This window comes from Microbacterium esteraromaticum (assembly GCF_900163815.1).
Classification (GTDB): Bacteria; Actinomycetota; Actinomycetes; order Actinomycetales; family Microbacteriaceae; genus Microbacterium; species Microbacterium esteraromaticum_B.
Map to the genome: position 1 here is coordinate 1 of NZ_FUKO01000014.1, position 15,740 is coordinate 15,740.

Here is a 15,740-nt window from a genome sequence, read left to right on the forward strand (position 1 = left end):
GCACACGCGTGTTGAGGACTTCGGACAGAAGTGCCGACGACTTCGGACATCGACAGACGGGTACGCGACACGCCGTGAAACGATCTGCCGAAACCCCTGCCGAAACCAAAACGCGCCGGAACTTCGGCAGTAACGTTTTCGGCATGGCCCATGAAGTCGGATACGCCCGCGTCTCGAAGCGGGAGCAGAACCCCGAGGCGCAGGAGGCTGAGCTGCGCGCCGCCGGCTGCGAACGTGTGTTCGTCGACCATGGCGAATCCAGCCGCGTCTCAGACCGCCCGCAATGGCTCGCCTGCCTCGACTACCTCCGACCCGGGGACACGCTCAAAGTGCGCCGCCTCGACCGCCTCGCCGGCAGTGAGCGGATCCTGATCGAGACCTTGCAGGACCTCGACACTCGCCAGGTCAACATCGTTAGTCTCACCGAGCCGTTGATTGATACGACGACCCCGATGGGGCGAGCCCTTTACGGCATCGTCGCGGTGTTCGCGCAGCTGCGCGTCGACACCATCAGGGACAACACCCAACGCGGCCTCGCCTACGCGCGCAGCCGAGGCCGCGTCGGCGGCCGACCAAGCGTAATGACACCCGACCGGATCGCTACCGCAGCGCGCATGCGTGAGGAGCACTACAGCTGGGAGAGCATCGGCCACACGCTCGGCGTCGGCGGCTCCAGCGTGCGCCGGGCGCTCACGAAACCAGACACGAGCGCGACGGCGTAAGAGTCACGACGAAGGAGCAGATGTGGGGAAGGCACGAGCTGCGAAAGCGGCGCGGAAGTTGGAACGCGATCGGTGGGCCGATGTCGAGCTATGGCATGGCGGTATCGGCGGACTCTCTGTCGGCAGTGAGGTGGTCCCTCCGGCCGACCAGGAGATCGATGATCCGATGCGCAGCTCCCTCTACCTGGCCGAGGCGCGAGCCGATCGGGTGTACTTCACCAGCGATAGAGACCTCGCACGCGTGTTCGCATCAGCGGTCCTCAAAGGACGTGGGTCGGGCGCCGTCTATCGCGTGCGCCCGGTCGGGAATGTGCTCACAGATCCCGACTTCCCCACGGTCGGCTATCACGCCCGACGCGCGCTGATCCTGGACGTGGAGGATCAGACTGAGCCGATGACGTCGGAGGATGAGCAGCGTGTGCAATCTGCGTACATGACGTGGGATGACGGCCGGCCCATGTACGACGCCGACGGCCGCATTCAAATCACGTGGCAGATGGAGGAGCTCGGTCTCACTCAGGCTGTTCTCGACCAACGGTTGCCGCGATGGGTGCACCCGGAGGTTGCCATGTCGCGCGTGTCTGCGGCGCTCGGTCAGCGCCGTGTCTGAGGTGCCGGCACGGAGCGCGAGACGCACCGACATCGACCGTCTTTGGTCGTACGTCGTCAAAGGTCCCGAGGAGGGCGACTGCTGGATCTGGACCGGCGCCGTTGGTGACGATGGGTACGGGCGATTTTGGACAGCCGGTGATGGGACACGACAGCGAACGATGCGGCCGCAGCGGTTCCTGTACCGGCACCTAACCGGCATCGATCTCGCGCCTGACACGATGCTGCTGCACCGGTGCGATGTTCCCCTATGCGTACATGTCGACGTCGATCCCGCGGTCACACATCTACGCGTCGGGGGAGCGCCCGAGAACCAGCGCGACACTGCACGCGCCGGCCGTCAGCGCAACCGCTTCACGATCGAACGATTTGCCAGTCTTCCACGGGCTGACCGCGTCGCTCGCTCACGCCGACTCCGGGACGCTGTGCGCGACCACGGTTGGGACCTGGAGGTCATCGCCCGCGCGCTCAGCGCAGCGGGTGAAGATCACCCCACGTTGTTCTGAACGAACCTAACGCCTGCTGCTTACCAGGTGGCGTCGCGAACGTATCGACGGTACAGCCACCGGATGCCGAGGAAGACCGGGAGCGTTGCGGCTGCGACGCCGAACCACCACCAGTTGCCGATGAAGATCGACAGCAGGAGAGAGATGAAGACGCCGGCACCGTAGACGACGTACCAAGGGTCACGCCGACCTGGTGGGAGGGCAAGCAGAAGCAGAGCGCCTACGAACGCGGCCGTGAGAGCCAGCCCAGCGGCAAAGGTTCCGATGCCCGTTAGGAAGAGCGTCACGCCGTTAGTGAACTCAGCTATCGGCGTTGGCGTCGGGATCATGGCTGGCTACTCCGAAGGCGTCGCCACGCGCGGCTTGCGAGTTCGAGGGGCGCGTGAACCAGCGAGCCCGAGACGCTTTAGCTCGGTCTCTGTCCACCCTGCGTTGAGCGCGTCGCGCCGTGCAGTGGTGACTTCCTTCTGCGCGGTGGCGAGCGCTGCGGCCACTTCTTCGGCGGCCGCGATCTTCTGTTCGAGGGCCTCGCCCTTAGAGATCTTGTCGGCTATCTGAGCTTCTACGACTTCGCGAATGTTGAGCGCCATGCGCCAAGCATATCTCGGCGGTCGGCTTCGTGGGGTGATCGGGTTTGCGATCGCGCTTTCTGTCGGCCGTGACTACAGCAGTGATGCATCAGCTTGGGGGTCCATGACTTCTCGACTGCACCTCACCTTTTCAAACCATGCCCAGTCCCATAGACCAAGACTTCCTGACTGCAACTCACCTCATCCGATTCCAGCACGCCTCTCTGCCGAGAGACACTGAAAACGGATGCACGTATGCTACGAGCTTCGCTCATAGATATACTCGTTGCATGCGCGGCGGAGTGGTCTTCTATCGAGGGGCTGGCGCTGCCGCGCGCGCTTACCTCGAATCGGACCACTCGCACGCTGACGAGTACTACTTGGAGAACGGCGATGCTGTGGCACAGTGGACTGCGCTCGACAGCACAGGTGAGGTGCGCGCTGAGTCTAAGCTGGACGGCGACTCCTACCAGGCGTGGGTCGACTGGCGCGACCCACTCACGGGGGAGCAGCGCGGCATCCCGCGTGATGAGACGCGCGTAGCTTCTAACGGCGAAGTCGTCACGCGGCCCGCGTCTCCGCGGTTCGCTGAGATGACCGTCAACTGTGACAAGTCGTTGTCGGTCGCGGCGGCGCTGTTCCCGGAGGTGTCGGCTGCACTCGACGCCGCGCAGGCGGATGCAGCGAACGCGATGGGTTCCTATCTGGCCCAGAACTCAGTCACGCGTGTTGGTCCACGCGGCGCGCAAGAGTTCGTGCCCGTCGAGCGTTTCGAACAGGTCGCTGTCCTACACCGCACATCGCGGGCGGGGGATCCTCACCGCCACATTCATGTGCAGTGGAACACGCGAGTTTTCTCCGAGGGGAAGTGGCGCGGTCTGCACACGGCTGCGACGTTGAAGCAGCAGGGCGCGCTGCGTGGTGTAGCCGAAGCGGTGATCTCCACCCACAGCGGCCTGCGCGCTGCGCTGCGCTCTGCTGGTCTCACTTTCGATGCGTCGACCGGCAAGGTGGTTGAGCTTTCCAAGCACGCCGAGGTGATGTCGAAGCGCGCCCTCCAGGTGCAGCAGAACGTCACCAAGTTGGAGCGCGCGTGGCGCGATCTCAACCCAGGGCAGGAGCCTCCACGCGCGCTTCTGCGCGAGTGGGATCAGCAGTCGTGGGCGCTGGACAGGCCGCATAAGACGCACGACGCTGGGCGCGCTGAGGACCGGTGGCGTGGTGAACTGCACGACGCCGGTCTGCGCACGGACGGGTTTACAGGGCGCGAGGACGCGGCGCCCATCGCGCTCACGGATGTGGACCGGGTTCGCGTGGCGCAGGTCGCGATCTCGACCCTGGAGGAATCCAAATCTGCATGGTCGCTCGCAGACCTTGAAGGGCAGGTCGGTGTTGCTCTCGGACAGTCGGGTGCGGTGGCGCCAAAGGAGGCTGTAGAGGCTTGGGTGCGGGAGACCGCTTCGGCCGCTGCCGACTCCCTCCTGCGCTTGGACATCGACTACCAGGCCGAGGTGCCTGACTGGGTTCGATGGATCACGTCGGAGCGTGTGGTGGCCGTCGAGGATGACCTACGGAGAGCATTCACGCAGCGCGGTTTGGAGTCCGCGCTGGTCACGGGTGAGCCGGTTCTAGGGAACCTTACTCAGGAGCAGTCTGACGCTGCCCGCGCGCTCGCGAGCACGGCCCCGCTTGTGGTCGCGGAGGGTGCGGCCGGCGCAGGCAAGACCACGATGTTGAAGACGGCCGCCGAGCTGGCCGCAGGCCAAGGGCGACGGTTCGTCGTCGTCGCCCCGACGCTTCGCGCTGCACAGGAGGCCGGCGCAGCACTCGGTACTCCCGCGTCGTCGGCGCACAAGCTCGCGCACGATTACGGGTTCCGGCGAGACACCTATGGTCGCTGGACGCGCCTGGCCGTTGGCGAGATCGATCCGGCCACATGGTTCGAGTACCGAGGACCATCAGATGAGTTCCGCGTCGACGCGAACACTCGCATCATTGTCGACGAGGCCGGCATGATCGACCAGGACATGGCGCATGCTCTCGTTCAGATCGCAGACGAGAACGGCGCATCGCTCGCCCTCGTGGGTGATCGGGCACAGCTGCCGGCAGTGGGTCGAGGCGGCGTGCTCGACATGGCCGTTGGTGCCCACCCGACGCCGCTTGACCTGACCGCGCTGCATCGCTTCGTGACACCGGAGGGGAGGCTGGATACGGATTACGCCAAGCTCACATTGCAGATGCGATCGCGCGAGGAGCCGGCAGAGCTGTTCGACCAGCTCTACGACCGCGGCAACCTCGTCATCCACGAGACGATGGACGACGCCCGCGCCGTCATTACTGATGACGCGATCGCGCGTGCTCGAGCTGGATCCACCGTGGCGATCGCCACGGCGACCAACGAGGAAGCAGCTGCGCTTAATGGACTGATCCAGCAAGCACACGCGCAGGCCGGTCACACGACGACGCCCGGCATCGAGATCTCCGGTAGCGATCTGCTGACGATCCGCAACGGCGACCGTCTCATGACTCGCAAGAACGACCGCGATCTGGGCGTCGCGAATCGTGATGTCTGGAATGTGCAGCGTGTCCACTCTGATCAGTCGGTCACCGTGACCGACGGCAAGCGAGTTGTGCAGCTGCCGGCAGAGTACGTGAAGGAGCACACGCACCTGGCGTACGCGTCCACTGAGTTCGGTGTGCAGGGCGCGACCGTGCAGGCCGGCCACGGCATCGTCACCGACTCCTCCAGCGCGTCCGCGGTGTACGTCTCCGCTACTCGCGGCCGTGAGGCGAACACGCTGCACGTCGTGGCTGAGACCCGGCTGCAGGCGCGTGAGCTGTTCGTACAAGCGATGACGCGCGAAGCGGGCGATCGGGGCGTCGAGAGTAAGCGCGATGCGGCCGCCAGAGATCTCCAGGGCACTATCGGCACCCGCACTCACTCGGAGAGCCAACGCGCGCAGGCGGCGTGGTGGGGCGTCGACGTCGACAAGCCGGCGACACGACCAGCGGCCGATACGACCAGGTCGACGGCTCGCCAGGAGCGCGAGCGCGACGCCAGGCCCAAGGAGGGCGTGCGCAGCCCCGACGCGGCCACTCGCGCCGCACGGGACACCGAGGCCACCCGGATTGCCCGCGACGCGCAGAAGGGCCGCCAGCGAGCCCGACAGCGCGGCAGGGAGCGCTAAAACATCGCGCCTGCCGGTTGTCCGAGGGCGGGCGTACACTGGAGGCAGTAGACGAAGGAGGGGATCACATGGCCAAGGCAACAGTTCTCGCCCCCGAGATCGTCGACTTCGATCCGATGGTCTACGACATCATGCGCGAGACGGCCACCGAACTTGGTGGCGGCTACGTGTGGCTCTCGCGCAACGCGAGCACCGAGGCCGAGCGGGAGGCGGCCAAGGCCGCGCAGATCGCTCTCTGGCAGGACGTCAACAGCGTCTCGGGCCGAGACCTCGCGACGATCCAGGCGAAGACCGCCGAATACCGTTCGCGTCTGCGTCAGCTGCGCGCGACTGCGTGAGTTCGCGAGGTGATCTCAGCGCGGCCGAGCTGCGCGAGATCTTCGATCGCGACATCGCGCCGACGCTGACCGCAACCGGCGCCGCCGAGCTGCACCCTTCCGTCGTGTTCGTCGGTGCACAACCCGGCGCAGGGAAGTCACGCGAGATCGCCACTGTGCGCGACGATCAGCCGGCAGCCGTCCCCGTCATCGGAGACGACTTTCGCCAGTTCCATCCCGACTACTGGACGACCATGGACAAGGACCCCTTGTCCATGCCGCACATCACTGCGCAGGCATCGGGAGCGTGGGTCGGCATGGCCGCCGATCACCTCCGCAGCGAGCGGCGCAGCGTCATCCTCGAAACGACCATGCGGCAGTCGGCCGTTGTCGAGGCCACCGCGGCCGCATTCCGCGCGCAGGGGTATCGCGTCGAGGCGCATGTGCTCGCCGTCCCCGGCGCCGTCTCCGCGCTCGGGACCGTCAGCCGCTACCTTGGCTCAGCCGCCGGCAACGATCAGAACCGGTGGACGCCCTCTGCCGCACACGAAACCGCGTACGAAGCCATGCCCGCCACGGTCGAGCAGCTCGTGAGCCGTGGCCTCGTCGACCGCATCACCGTCACCACACGCGCCCAGGGTGTGCTCTATGAGCGTGCCGTGACGGCCGACGTCGCCCAGACGGTGGGCGCCGAAGCTCGACGCGCGATTGAGGCCGGCCGCAGCCCAGCCTCAATGACGGCGCGCGAAGGTCGCGAATGGGTGCGCGAATTCGTGGTCGCCGCTGCGCGAGTCTCACGGCTCCCCGAGGTAGCCGAAGACCTCAACGAGACGATGCGACGCCTCGCCGCCGCCGGCCCTGAGATCATCCGGCACACGCACAACCCGGCCCTACGCACAGCTGCACGCGAGGCCGTGGCCAGCGCAGAGATCCCAGGCGGCCGACCGCGCAGCTCGACCGACCGCGATCATGCGAAATGGTGGGGCGTCGACGTCGACCGAGGGCCCACGCGCACCCCTGGAGAGATCGCGGCCCGCAGCGCCCAGGACGTCCAGGGCACGGCGATCGCGGCCGACGTTGCGAAGAACCGGAGCCTCGGCCGCGAGCGGTGAGCGCGGCGTTAGCCGAGCACGTATTGCTCGACTGCTGCCTTGATTGCCTCGAACTCGCCGCACTCGGCCGCCGTGGTGTCGCGCTGCGACTCTTTGTGGACAAAGGTACGAGACAGCCCCAGGAGTCGGCTCGCTTCATTCAGCGAGTAGCCGGCACCCAGGAGATCCTGAATCACGAGCGCGTGCAGCCGCCGCCGCTCCTCCGTCTGATGCGCGCGCAGCGCAGCAAGACGAGAGCGCACGACCTGCGCTCTCGTGATTACGTCCTGATCAAAGACAGACATCCCGCGTCAGCCCAGCCTCACGCGGGAGGCTGGAAGCGTGTCACGCCCCAGCTGGCCGTCGCGTCGTCCCTGCGGAGCTCAATCGTGTAGTCCCCGAGCGAGGTGGGCACGTACACCACGGCGTAGGTGTCGGTCGACGTCGACGCGGCCTCGGCCCCGTCCTGGATCTCCACCACGGGCAGACGCGACGGATTCACCGTGCTGTACGCTTCCACCGCCGTGGGATGCAGGTGCGGCTTGAGCTGCTCGAACCAGGCTGCATAGTCCAGATCTCGGTCCGCATACGCCTCCAGCGCATCGACCGCGGCCGTCGCCGTCGCATCGAGATCGGGCGTCGTCGTCGGGCTGGGAACGAGCACATCGTGATCGCCATGGTCGTGGTCGGCTGACTCCGACGCCGGGGGTGACGCTGCCGGCGTCGGCTCGCTCGCACAGCCGGTCAGCATCAGCGCCGCCACGGCCAGGAGTACGGCGGTTGTCTTATGAGTCCTCATGATGGAGCCCTTCACTATCTGCACGCGGCTATCGTCTTAGAACCCTGCGGTGTTGCCAGCGTGCAGTAGTCCACGCCGCGCGCCTGCAGAAATGGGAGCGGGTCGACGAATTCGCCGTCGACCAAGATGCTGAGATGCAGATGCGCCCCATAGGAGCGGCCGGTGTTGCCGACCTCACCGATCAGCTCGCCCCCGGCGACGGTATCTCCATCCCGCACCAGCACACTGCTCATATGCATGTACTGCGTTTCGGTGCCGTCGCTGTGCGTGATAATGACGTGGAGTCCCATGGCGCTGTCATCGACTGTGGAGACGCTTTTCACCGTCCCGGCAGCCGCGGCGAGCAGCGGCGTGCCCTCTGCCGCGGCGAGGTCGATTCCAGAGTGCAGGTAGGCGTACCCGGTGAGCGATGCATCGCGCATCCCGAAGACGTCGGTAAAGGAGACGTCGGCCGTCGCATCGAAAGATGACGTCCACTGCCCGTCGCCCACACATCCGGCGCCGGGCTTCGCGCCACCGATCGCCGCAAGCACTTCTCCTGCGGCCCCTTCATAGCGGGCGTAGTGATACGGGTCGCTGTTGCCCTGCACGCGGTTGATCGCGATCGTCGGTTCGAGATCTTCCCAGCCGGGCACCTGCACGAGACGATCGAAGAACGCTCCGGAGGAGTACACGGGATCCATCACTTGCTCTCGCGTGCCCCATCCCAGGCACCACTGCTGCTGGAACAGACCCAGCGAGCAAGTCGCTGTGCCGTCAGGATTCGTGACGCCGTTGATGTCATCCCCGTAGTCCACGTTGACCAACGAGGACTCGCCCATCGACGTCATGACGCCGATGAGCTGCGCACGGGCAGGAAGACCCCTGTCAGCGGCAACCTTCGCGATGATCGCGGCGTTGACCAGCTGATCGTGGCCATACCCGCTCACAGGTCCCTCGGGTACCGAGGTGGGATCGATAGCCGAGGCGGCAGGGTTGCACGCCTCCTTGGTGCCGGCGGAGTCGAGCACGATGACTCCCACGATGAGGAAGCTCAGCAGCAGAATGCCGGTACCACCGAGGACTTTCCACATAGTCACGCCCTCCGGGAGAACCGGAAGGACCGGTCGGGATCGTGAGCCGTCTCGCACGCCTGGAAAATCCCCGTGGACCCGAAAATGAACGGCGCATGCCGGTCGAAGTGGTTCACCCACCAACCGGACACCGTGTCGTCCGCGAACGAGATCTCGAATTCACGATGCAGCGCCGTCAATCGCCAGACCGCCTCAGGGTGCTCCTGCCACTGCGGGCACCAGCGGGAATCCTCGCGCTCCAGGCTCTCCAGATAGCTCGTCAGCTTCTCCACCCAGGCCACCAGCTCGTCCGACGCACCAGGCGGCATGCCGGCGTCCTCAGGGAGCGGCTGTGCCGGTGTCACCCGTGCCTGTGCCAACTCAGCGTGGGCCGCGCTCAGCGCGTCCCGTGCCTCGTCGAGCGCGGCTTTAGGCGCCGCGAGGCGGGCCGTGGCGCGCGCGTGTGCACGCTGCTTCTTGGCCAAGTCCTGCTCTGCCGCCGCCAGCTGCCACGGCAGTTTGGACTCCAGCGACCGGAAGTCTTCGAGCTTCGCCTCCGCAACGGTGACGTCGCCCTCAGCATCCGCAAGCACGTCTTCCGCGGCCGCCAGCTTGGACTCCGCGTCATGCACAGCCTGCCTGGCCGCGTCCACTGCGGCCGCCGCGTATGCGATCGCGCGAGGATCCGGCGTACCTGTCTCCTGATCGCTCATGCTCCTACTCCGATCTGATCTCCAGCGCGCATGACCTCCGCGAACGCCGGATCCTTGAACACGGGCACCGTCTCAACGATCACCGACACCCCGTTACTCGTCCGCACGATCGCACGCCACTCAGCCAGGTTCGCCAGGTCCGCCACGCTCGCGCGGGACTGCTTCTGCGTCGACTCCGAACGCGACCGCGAACCCTGGCTTGTGGTCGTCGAGAACATCGTCTTGTCATACGTGCCGATCAGATCCGACAGCGCCCGCAGCCAGGGCTCATTGTCGATGCCGCCCCCAAAGACGCGGGCACCTGCGGCGTCCCACAGCTGCGAAAACCGCTCACGACCGTAGGTCGCTTCGCCCTGCGCCGGCGACTGAAAGTAGGCGTTGATGATGATGCCCTTGGACCCAAAGTGGGTGTACCAGTCGGGCAGGTCGGGAAGTGTGACGACGTTCCCGCACTCGTCGAGGTCCATGACCATCGGGACCGGCAGACGCTCCGACCGGTGCCGGCCCGCCTCCGAGACCGCCGCTTCCGCCACCTGCGTAACCAGGGCCGACACGAACGCCGCCAGCGGGCCGGCCTTGTCCTTAGTCAGGAGGATCAGAGTGTCGGAGGACACCGCGAACCGTGCTGCGTCGAAGACCGGGACTCCCGGCGTGGGCGTTGCCCACGCCATCAGGTGGTCGTGGACCATCGCAGACGCCATGCGCTGCGCGGTGGCGAACACGCTTCCGCGTGTCCGCTCGGGCTGCTTGGCGAGGCCGCGCAGCGCCGCAACAGGACCGGTATAGCCTGCGTCTATCAGGCGTTCAGCCGGGTCGGCGGTGTTGCCCTCCGAAACCCAGATGTGCACCTGCCGGAGTGGCTTTCCAGAGACCGCGGCCGCCAGCATGCACCAGGCCAGGAACTCCCGGCCCTGAGGGTCGAACTGCGCATCGCCGCCCGTCTGAGCGGCCGTGGGCGCGGACTTCTCGAACACGCTGGCCAGCTTCTCGGCCGACTTCGTGTCCTTCACCGTCGCGAATAGATCGATCGTGAACGCGGGACGCTCCCCGGCCCGGAAGATCCGATCCGGATCGAACATCCACACCCGGCCAGACGGGTGTTGCAGAGCACGCGCGGCGAGAACATACTTCACCCCGTCTGTCTTGTTGGACGTCATCACGTACGCGCCCGGCGCATAGTACGAGTGACGGACCACCTGTGTGAGTGTCTTTCCGCGGCCCGGCCCCCACACGTGAGCTGAGCACTGCCGGTACGACTGGAGCACCCAGCGACGGCCGGAATCGAGGGACCGGCCGATCTGCACGCCCGCCTCGGAGATCTCGGCATCCGGGTGCAGGTGCCGCATCTCCTTACGGCGCTCGCGCTCCTGAATGCGGCCCGTGTTCTGGTTCGCGTTCACGCGACGTTCGAGATCCGTCATCCGGCGAGGGCCCTTGGACGTTCCCTGCCCGCCGCGCTTCCACAGCACGACCAGGAGCACCGCGAGAAGGACAGCCGCGACCAGGAGTAACACTGTTGCCCCTGGAGGCCACGAGCTTTCACCCGTGACCAGCTGAATCGCTGCGGCGAGCGGATTCCACGACATCGCGCGGCCCTCACCCGGCCACATCAGCTGCCCCAGATAAATCGCGGCGTAGATCACCGCGGCGACCGCCAACGCGATCACGTACGGCCCTGCCGGATACCTACGCCCGTGCATCAGTTGTCCCCGTGCGCGCCGATAGCCGCGGCCCACGCGGCGTTCGTATCGTGAATCTGCTTCTCACGAGGGGTCAGCTGGCGGCCCGTGGTGAACGGGACGCCCGGCATGTCTCCGGTCTTCATGAGGAACTTCCCACGTCCAGGGGGCGGGGAAGGCTTGCCCGTTACAGGATTGGTCGACCCCTCGGCCGACCATGCGACAAGAAGATCCTGCTCCTTCTTGGAGAAAGGGCGGATGCTGAGAAGATCCGGCATCTCGTTACGGGCGAGGCCGCCCAGGAACAACATCGACGAACGCTCGACGAAGCCGCGAGCGATCTTCGTCCGCTCGGGCGTGGACAGCTCCAGGTCCTTCATCGAATGAGTGATCATGATCTGCCCCAGACCCTCGGTCCGGTTCAAGCGAGTAATCGCGTTGATCCGGTACACCGACCCGTCCCAGGCCTCGAGTATTTGCCACAGCTCGTCCATCACCATGAAGTGGTGACGTTCGGGCTCCAGACCCTCCTCAGACAGGATCTTCGCGCACTCGGATACCGACTGCCCGTACGACCAGCACGCCAGCTGAGCCGCGGCGCGCAGCTGCGCGTCCGTCGACGGGATACTCGACACGTCAAAGCACAGCGCCCGGTCGATCGGAACCTGCTCGGTCGTCTGCCGGCAGAACACGTCCCCGAACGGCCCGTGCGGTCCCAAGCCGTTCAGGCCAGTGCGGAGGTTCGAGGTGAGCTTGTCGTAATCGTCGTCGGTCGCCGGGAGAATGTTCTCGCGCACCCGCGGGTGCCGCTCGGTGATGATGCGCAGCACATCAGACGGTAGTGGCTGCTCGCCTCGTTTCGCCGCCTCTGTGGCCGCGATCTCCACCGCCACCGAGAGCACCGTGACCTCTGACCGCTTCTCGGTCAGTTCCTCGCGCAGAACCATCTCCACCAGGCCGCGGAGGGCATTGAGGCGACGGCCGTGCACCCGCCCCACCACTTCCTTGTATCGCTTCGAGAGCCGGGCGTACTCCAGCTCGTCGATTCCCTCTCGCCGTGCAGGGTCGAGGCGGCTCAGATGCTCAGCCCACGGGCCAGCGTCGAGAACGTTGATCCCGCCCATGCCGCGGCCGAGGGAGAACTCGAACCCCCCGATTTCCTTGTTGAAACCGACATAGTCAGGTTTCAGATCTCCCAGGATCATGGGGAGGTCGCCGCCGTCCGAGATGCCAAGGAGCATTCTCGCGACGAGCGACGACTTACCGCGGCCGTTGAGGGCGAGCATGAATGCAGACGGCGCGGAGATGATGCCGCGCTTGAACGCGGTCATCGGGTCGCCGAGCACTGGTCCGCCGCTGTAGAAGTGCTTGCCCAGCACCGCGCCGACCAGGGGCGTAGACGCCCCGACGCTGAACGGCCAGAAACCGCACACCTGGAGGCTGGAGGCTTCGAACTCCGGCGGAGCCTCCACGTACACGTGAGCACCAAGGGTTGCCCCCTGCACGCCCTTGGCGGTCAGCCCCGGGAAGGGCAGCGCGTCCGCGGTGACAGCTGGCTGCCGACCCAGGAGCCGGTTCGTGCTGCTGGCTACCTTGTCGAAAACGTCGTCGAGAACACCCATGTCATCGCCTCCTTACAGCGCCTGCCGCAGTTGCGGCGATACCGTCGCCCACTTCGCCGGGACGATCCCAAGTCCGAGGCCGATCGCGAACGACGCATCTTCGTTGCCGGTGGCTGGACGAACACTCAGCTGCACACCGGTCTGTGCCGCATTGCGGACCATGGACGGCACGCGCCGCAGCGCGGCAGGGTCCATCACCGTCACGGTGATGATGAACGAGAACCGGATGAGAGCCGCACCACGTGCAGAGACTTCCGTCTCTGTCTGCTTCACGCGCCCCGCCGATGCCAGCTGCGCACCCGTTGCCTTACGACCCTTCTGGTTCGTCTCGTAGTCCGCATCCGCCACCGCCGTCTGCACGCGCGACTGGCTCTGTTCCATGGTCATCGGCCGGTAGAGAATGGTGACCCGCTTCTGCTCGCTGATGTCATCCGGCTTCAACAGCGCCATCATCGAACTCTCACGGAAGACACCAGCCGGGGCCCTCCACACCTGGAACGACTGCGAGAATCCAGCACCGTGCTCGTACCTCTCGATGTTGTCCGCATTCGCATACACCGGGCCGACCTCCTCCCACGTGAGGCCAGTCCCGACACCAGACAGGCGCGCCCGCTCGACCGCCACCGCGGCCTCGGGGTTGTACGCCACATACGTCGTGTCGATGATCTCCTGCGCAGCGAGATACGACACCACGCCGCCACCAGAAAGCTCCAGCTGCTCGATCATCGCCGGCAGGTGCACCATGACCTCGCCCATCAGATCCTCACGACTGCGCGCTTCCAAACCCTGATCGGCGTCAGGTGCGCCGGAGAACGTCACAGCGAGCCGGGCATCAACCCGGCCAGTCCCCGCGTTCACAGCCGCCACAATCTCGTCGACGGCTTCTCGCGAGAACGTCGGCACCACCGACGCGTCCACGCGGGATCGGTGCTCCGCCACCGCCGCCGGCAGCCGCTCACCCGTGTCCCGCATGCTCGTCACGGTCACCGAAACCTGCTCCAACGCGGCCAGTGTGCTCGACTGGTGCAGGTAGCCGCCCCAGCCATCGACGAGGAAATCGATCGTGTCCTGATCCTGGAGGTCCAGCCCGGACGAGGCCGCGGTGAAGAACACAGTTCCCGTGCGCTTCACGCGATCCCACAGGAACGCGAACGGCCGGCCCAGGTGATCCGTCCCCTCGAACATCTCCGTAGACGCCAGCAACCCCGGCGCGCGGTGCGAGCCGTCCGGCATCCGCGACGTCGGCCCACTGAGATAGGTTGTCGCACCCTTCTTCTTCGCTTTACGGAACATACGTGCTCCCACCGCTCTCTCCAGGCGCGTACGCCCCTGCTTTCGACCCGTTTCCAAGAACCACACCCCGACGATCGCCAACAGCAGCGCGATCGCTGCGAAATGGATCGGGACGCCGAAGAACTGCATCATGAAGAACGTTGAGACGCCCCCCGCGATCACCAGCGCGACTGAGGCCATGGACAGGCCCATCGTCCGCGCATAGTGCGGCTCCTGCACGTTCCCGTAAAGACGCTCGCTCATCGCTCACTCCCTGCTTCCATTGACTGCTCCACCGAACCCACCTGCGCCTGCGCCTGTTGGGCACCGCTTGCCGCCCAACGCTGCGCCCACTGCGATCCGCGGGTCGCAGTGGCGCCAGCCGCCCCTCCCGCGCCTGAGCCCGCACTGCCCGTCGACGGACCCGCCCCGCTCGTCGACGAACCACCAGACGAACCACCAGACGAACCACCAGGCCCCGTGCCGCTGCCACCGGTGCTGTTTCCGCCGCTGGTGCTGCCACCGCCCTGCGGCCCGGATGCGCCACCAGATGTTGATGGGGCCTGTGTCGACGAAGCGCCCTTCGCTATCTGCTCTCCGGCCGAGGTCGCAGCTTGCATGCCGCCTCCGCGTGCACCGGCGGCGGCGACCGCCGCAGCTCCAGCTCCACCAACCGCACCGACCGCGACCATGGCAGCGCCCGTTAGGAATCCGGCACCGCCGCCTTGCGTTCCCGCCGCGATCGCTGGCGCGACAATACGTGCGATCGCCGGCAGGGCGATCCCCGCCGCACACAGCAGAACTGTTCCATAGAGCGCCTGCAGAACGACCTGCCCGGAGTCCTCAACTCCGCCCGTGATCATCCGGCCGGCGGCGATGCCGACACCGTAGATGATCGCGGCAACGGGCTTAAACAGCAGGATTGCGGCGGTCCAGGCCACCACACGGTTGAAACCGTTCCGTCCTCGCGCCGACATCGCAGCCGCAGCAAGAACCGGCAGGAGTCCCGCAACCACGGGGAGAACACCCCAGTTGAACATGACCATGAACAGGTTGAGGATGCCGCCGAGCACGCCGAACACGAGCGCGACGAGCATCAGAACGAGCACACCCACGCCCATCCCCGACGCAGCCGCAGCGTCCACGCCGATCAGCGTGCCCAAGCCCTCCTCGATCGTGCCACCGCTGATGTTGTTGATGAGCCACGGCGATGCCTCGTCGAAGAACTTCGCCAGCAGCGAGATCGTCGGGATACCCGCTCCCGTGACGAGGATCACCCGGAAGAAGCCCAGGGTGACGTCCACAGCAGAATCGGCGTCCTTCCGGCGAGCGACCATGATCAACGCGAACGCCATGCCCAGCATGCCGCCGATGATCACTGCCCAGTCGGTGTACGCCTGCACCCGCTCCGCAGGAGACCAGCCCTCACCCTCACCCTGGAGCACCGGTGCGGGCAAGTACAGGAAGTACGTCGACACCCACTTCACGGCCTCAGTCACGCCCTGAATCAGTGCTGCGACAGTGTCTCGCAACACATCCGAGAAGAAGTTACCGATCTCCTCCAGGACGTCACCGAGCGGATCCCATGCAAGAGGTCTCAT

The 15,740-nt window shown here is 66.0% G+C and carries 15 protein-coding genes; 5 read left to right on the forward strand and 10 right to left on the reverse strand.

Annotated elements, in window-relative coordinates:
• Together FM104_RS04695 and FM104_RS04700 are read left to right on the forward strand one after the other, a co-directional pair.
• On the forward strand, nucleotides 1-722 hold a 722-nt coding region (locus FM104_RS04695), incomplete at its 5' end, for a recombinase family protein (RefSeq protein ID WP_256971522.1).
• 22 nt (nucleotides 723-744) lie between these two features.
• Entirely contained in the window at nucleotides 745-1,332 is a 588-nt protein-coding gene (locus FM104_RS04700; protein ID WP_087130312.1) for a hypothetical protein, read from the forward strand.
• Nucleotides 1,333-1,857: 525 nt separating this feature from the next.
• On the opposite strand, the gene FM104_RS04710 is transcribed toward FM104_RS04700, so the two are convergent.
• On the reverse strand, nucleotides 1,858-2,124 hold the full coding sequence (locus FM104_RS04710) for a hypothetical protein (protein WP_143738253.1): 267 nt from the start codon (nucleotides 2,122-2,124) through the stop codon (nucleotides 1,858-1,860).
• A gap of 48 nt (nucleotides 2,125-2,172) precedes the next feature.
• Nucleotides 2,173-2,427 carry a hypothetical protein gene (locus FM104_RS04715; RefSeq protein ID WP_087130314.1) on the reverse strand — a complete coding sequence of 85 codons (255 nt, stop codon included), beginning with the start codon at nucleotides 2,425-2,427 and terminating at the stop codon, nucleotides 2,173-2,175.
• 269 nt (nucleotides 2,428-2,696) lie between these two features.
• On the opposite strand from FM104_RS04715, the gene mobF reads away from it, so the two are divergent.
• The 3 genes from mobF (at nucleotide 2,697) to FM104_RS16455 (ending at nucleotide 7,023) form a co-directional block, all read left to right on the forward strand.
• A complete protein-coding gene (gene mobF, locus FM104_RS04720) occupies nucleotides 2,697-5,594 on the forward strand; it encodes a MobF family relaxase (RefSeq protein ID WP_179206671.1) in 2,898 nt (965 codons plus the stop codon).
• Nucleotides 5,595-5,662: 68 nt separating this feature from the next.
• Entirely contained in the window at nucleotides 5,663-5,932 is a 270-nt protein-coding gene (locus FM104_RS16450) for a hypothetical protein (RefSeq protein WP_179206672.1), read from the forward strand.
• Nucleotides 5,929-7,023, forward strand: a complete 1,095-nt coding sequence (locus FM104_RS16455) for a zeta toxin family protein (RefSeq protein WP_179206673.1) — start codon at nucleotides 5,929-5,931, stop codon at nucleotides 7,021-7,023. Before FM104_RS16450 ends, FM104_RS16455 begins: the two co-directional genes overlap by 4 nt.
• Before the next feature lie 8 nt (nucleotides 7,024-7,031).
• Here the strand turns inward: FM104_RS16455 and FM104_RS04730 are convergent, their stop codons facing one another.
• From FM104_RS04730 to FM104_RS04765, 8 genes are read right to left on the reverse strand one after another with little or no spacing between them, the layout of a single operon-like run.
• Complete coding sequence (locus FM104_RS04730; protein ID WP_087130317.1) at nucleotides 7,032-7,307, reverse strand: hypothetical protein; 276 nt, start codon at nucleotides 7,305-7,307, stop codon at nucleotides 7,032-7,034.
• Nucleotides 7,308-7,324: 17 nt separating this feature from the next.
• A complete protein-coding gene (locus tag FM104_RS04735; protein WP_143738254.1) occupies nucleotides 7,325-7,801 on the reverse strand; it encodes a hypothetical protein in 477 nt (158 codons plus the stop codon).
• Between the two features lie 14 nt (nucleotides 7,802-7,815).
• Entirely contained in the window at nucleotides 7,816-8,874 is a 1,059-nt protein-coding gene (locus tag FM104_RS04740; protein ID WP_087130319.1) for a M23 family metallopeptidase, read from the reverse strand.
• Between the two features lie 2 nt (nucleotides 8,875-8,876).
• The gene (locus FM104_RS16260) at nucleotides 8,877-9,566 is read right to left on the reverse strand and encodes a DUF4913 domain-containing protein (protein ID WP_143738255.1); all 690 of its coding nucleotides are present in this window, start codon (nucleotides 9,564-9,566) and stop codon (nucleotides 8,877-8,879) included.
• Complete coding sequence (locus FM104_RS04750) at nucleotides 9,563-11,266, reverse strand: type IV secretory system conjugative DNA transfer family protein (RefSeq protein ID WP_143738256.1); 1,704 nt, start codon at nucleotides 11,264-11,266, stop codon at nucleotides 9,563-9,565. The genes FM104_RS16260 and FM104_RS04750 overlap by 4 nt, the downstream gene beginning before the upstream one ends.
• Nucleotides 11,266-12,867: a hypothetical protein gene (locus FM104_RS04755; RefSeq protein ID WP_087130321.1), complete on the reverse strand. Its 1,602-nt coding sequence runs from the start codon at nucleotides 12,865-12,867 to the stop codon at nucleotides 11,266-11,268. Before FM104_RS04755 ends, FM104_RS04750 begins: the two co-directional genes overlap by 1 nt.
• Nucleotides 12,868-12,879: 12 nt before the next feature.
• Entirely contained in the window at nucleotides 12,880-14,403 is a 1,524-nt protein-coding gene (locus FM104_RS04760; protein ID WP_087130322.1) for an SCO6880 family protein, read from the reverse strand.
• Nucleotides 14,400-15,740 (reverse strand): hypothetical protein, encoded by a 1,341-nt coding sequence (locus tag FM104_RS04765; RefSeq protein ID WP_087130323.1) that lies wholly within the window; start codon nucleotides 15,738-15,740, stop codon nucleotides 14,400-14,402. The genes FM104_RS04760 and FM104_RS04765 overlap by 4 nt, the downstream gene beginning before the upstream one ends.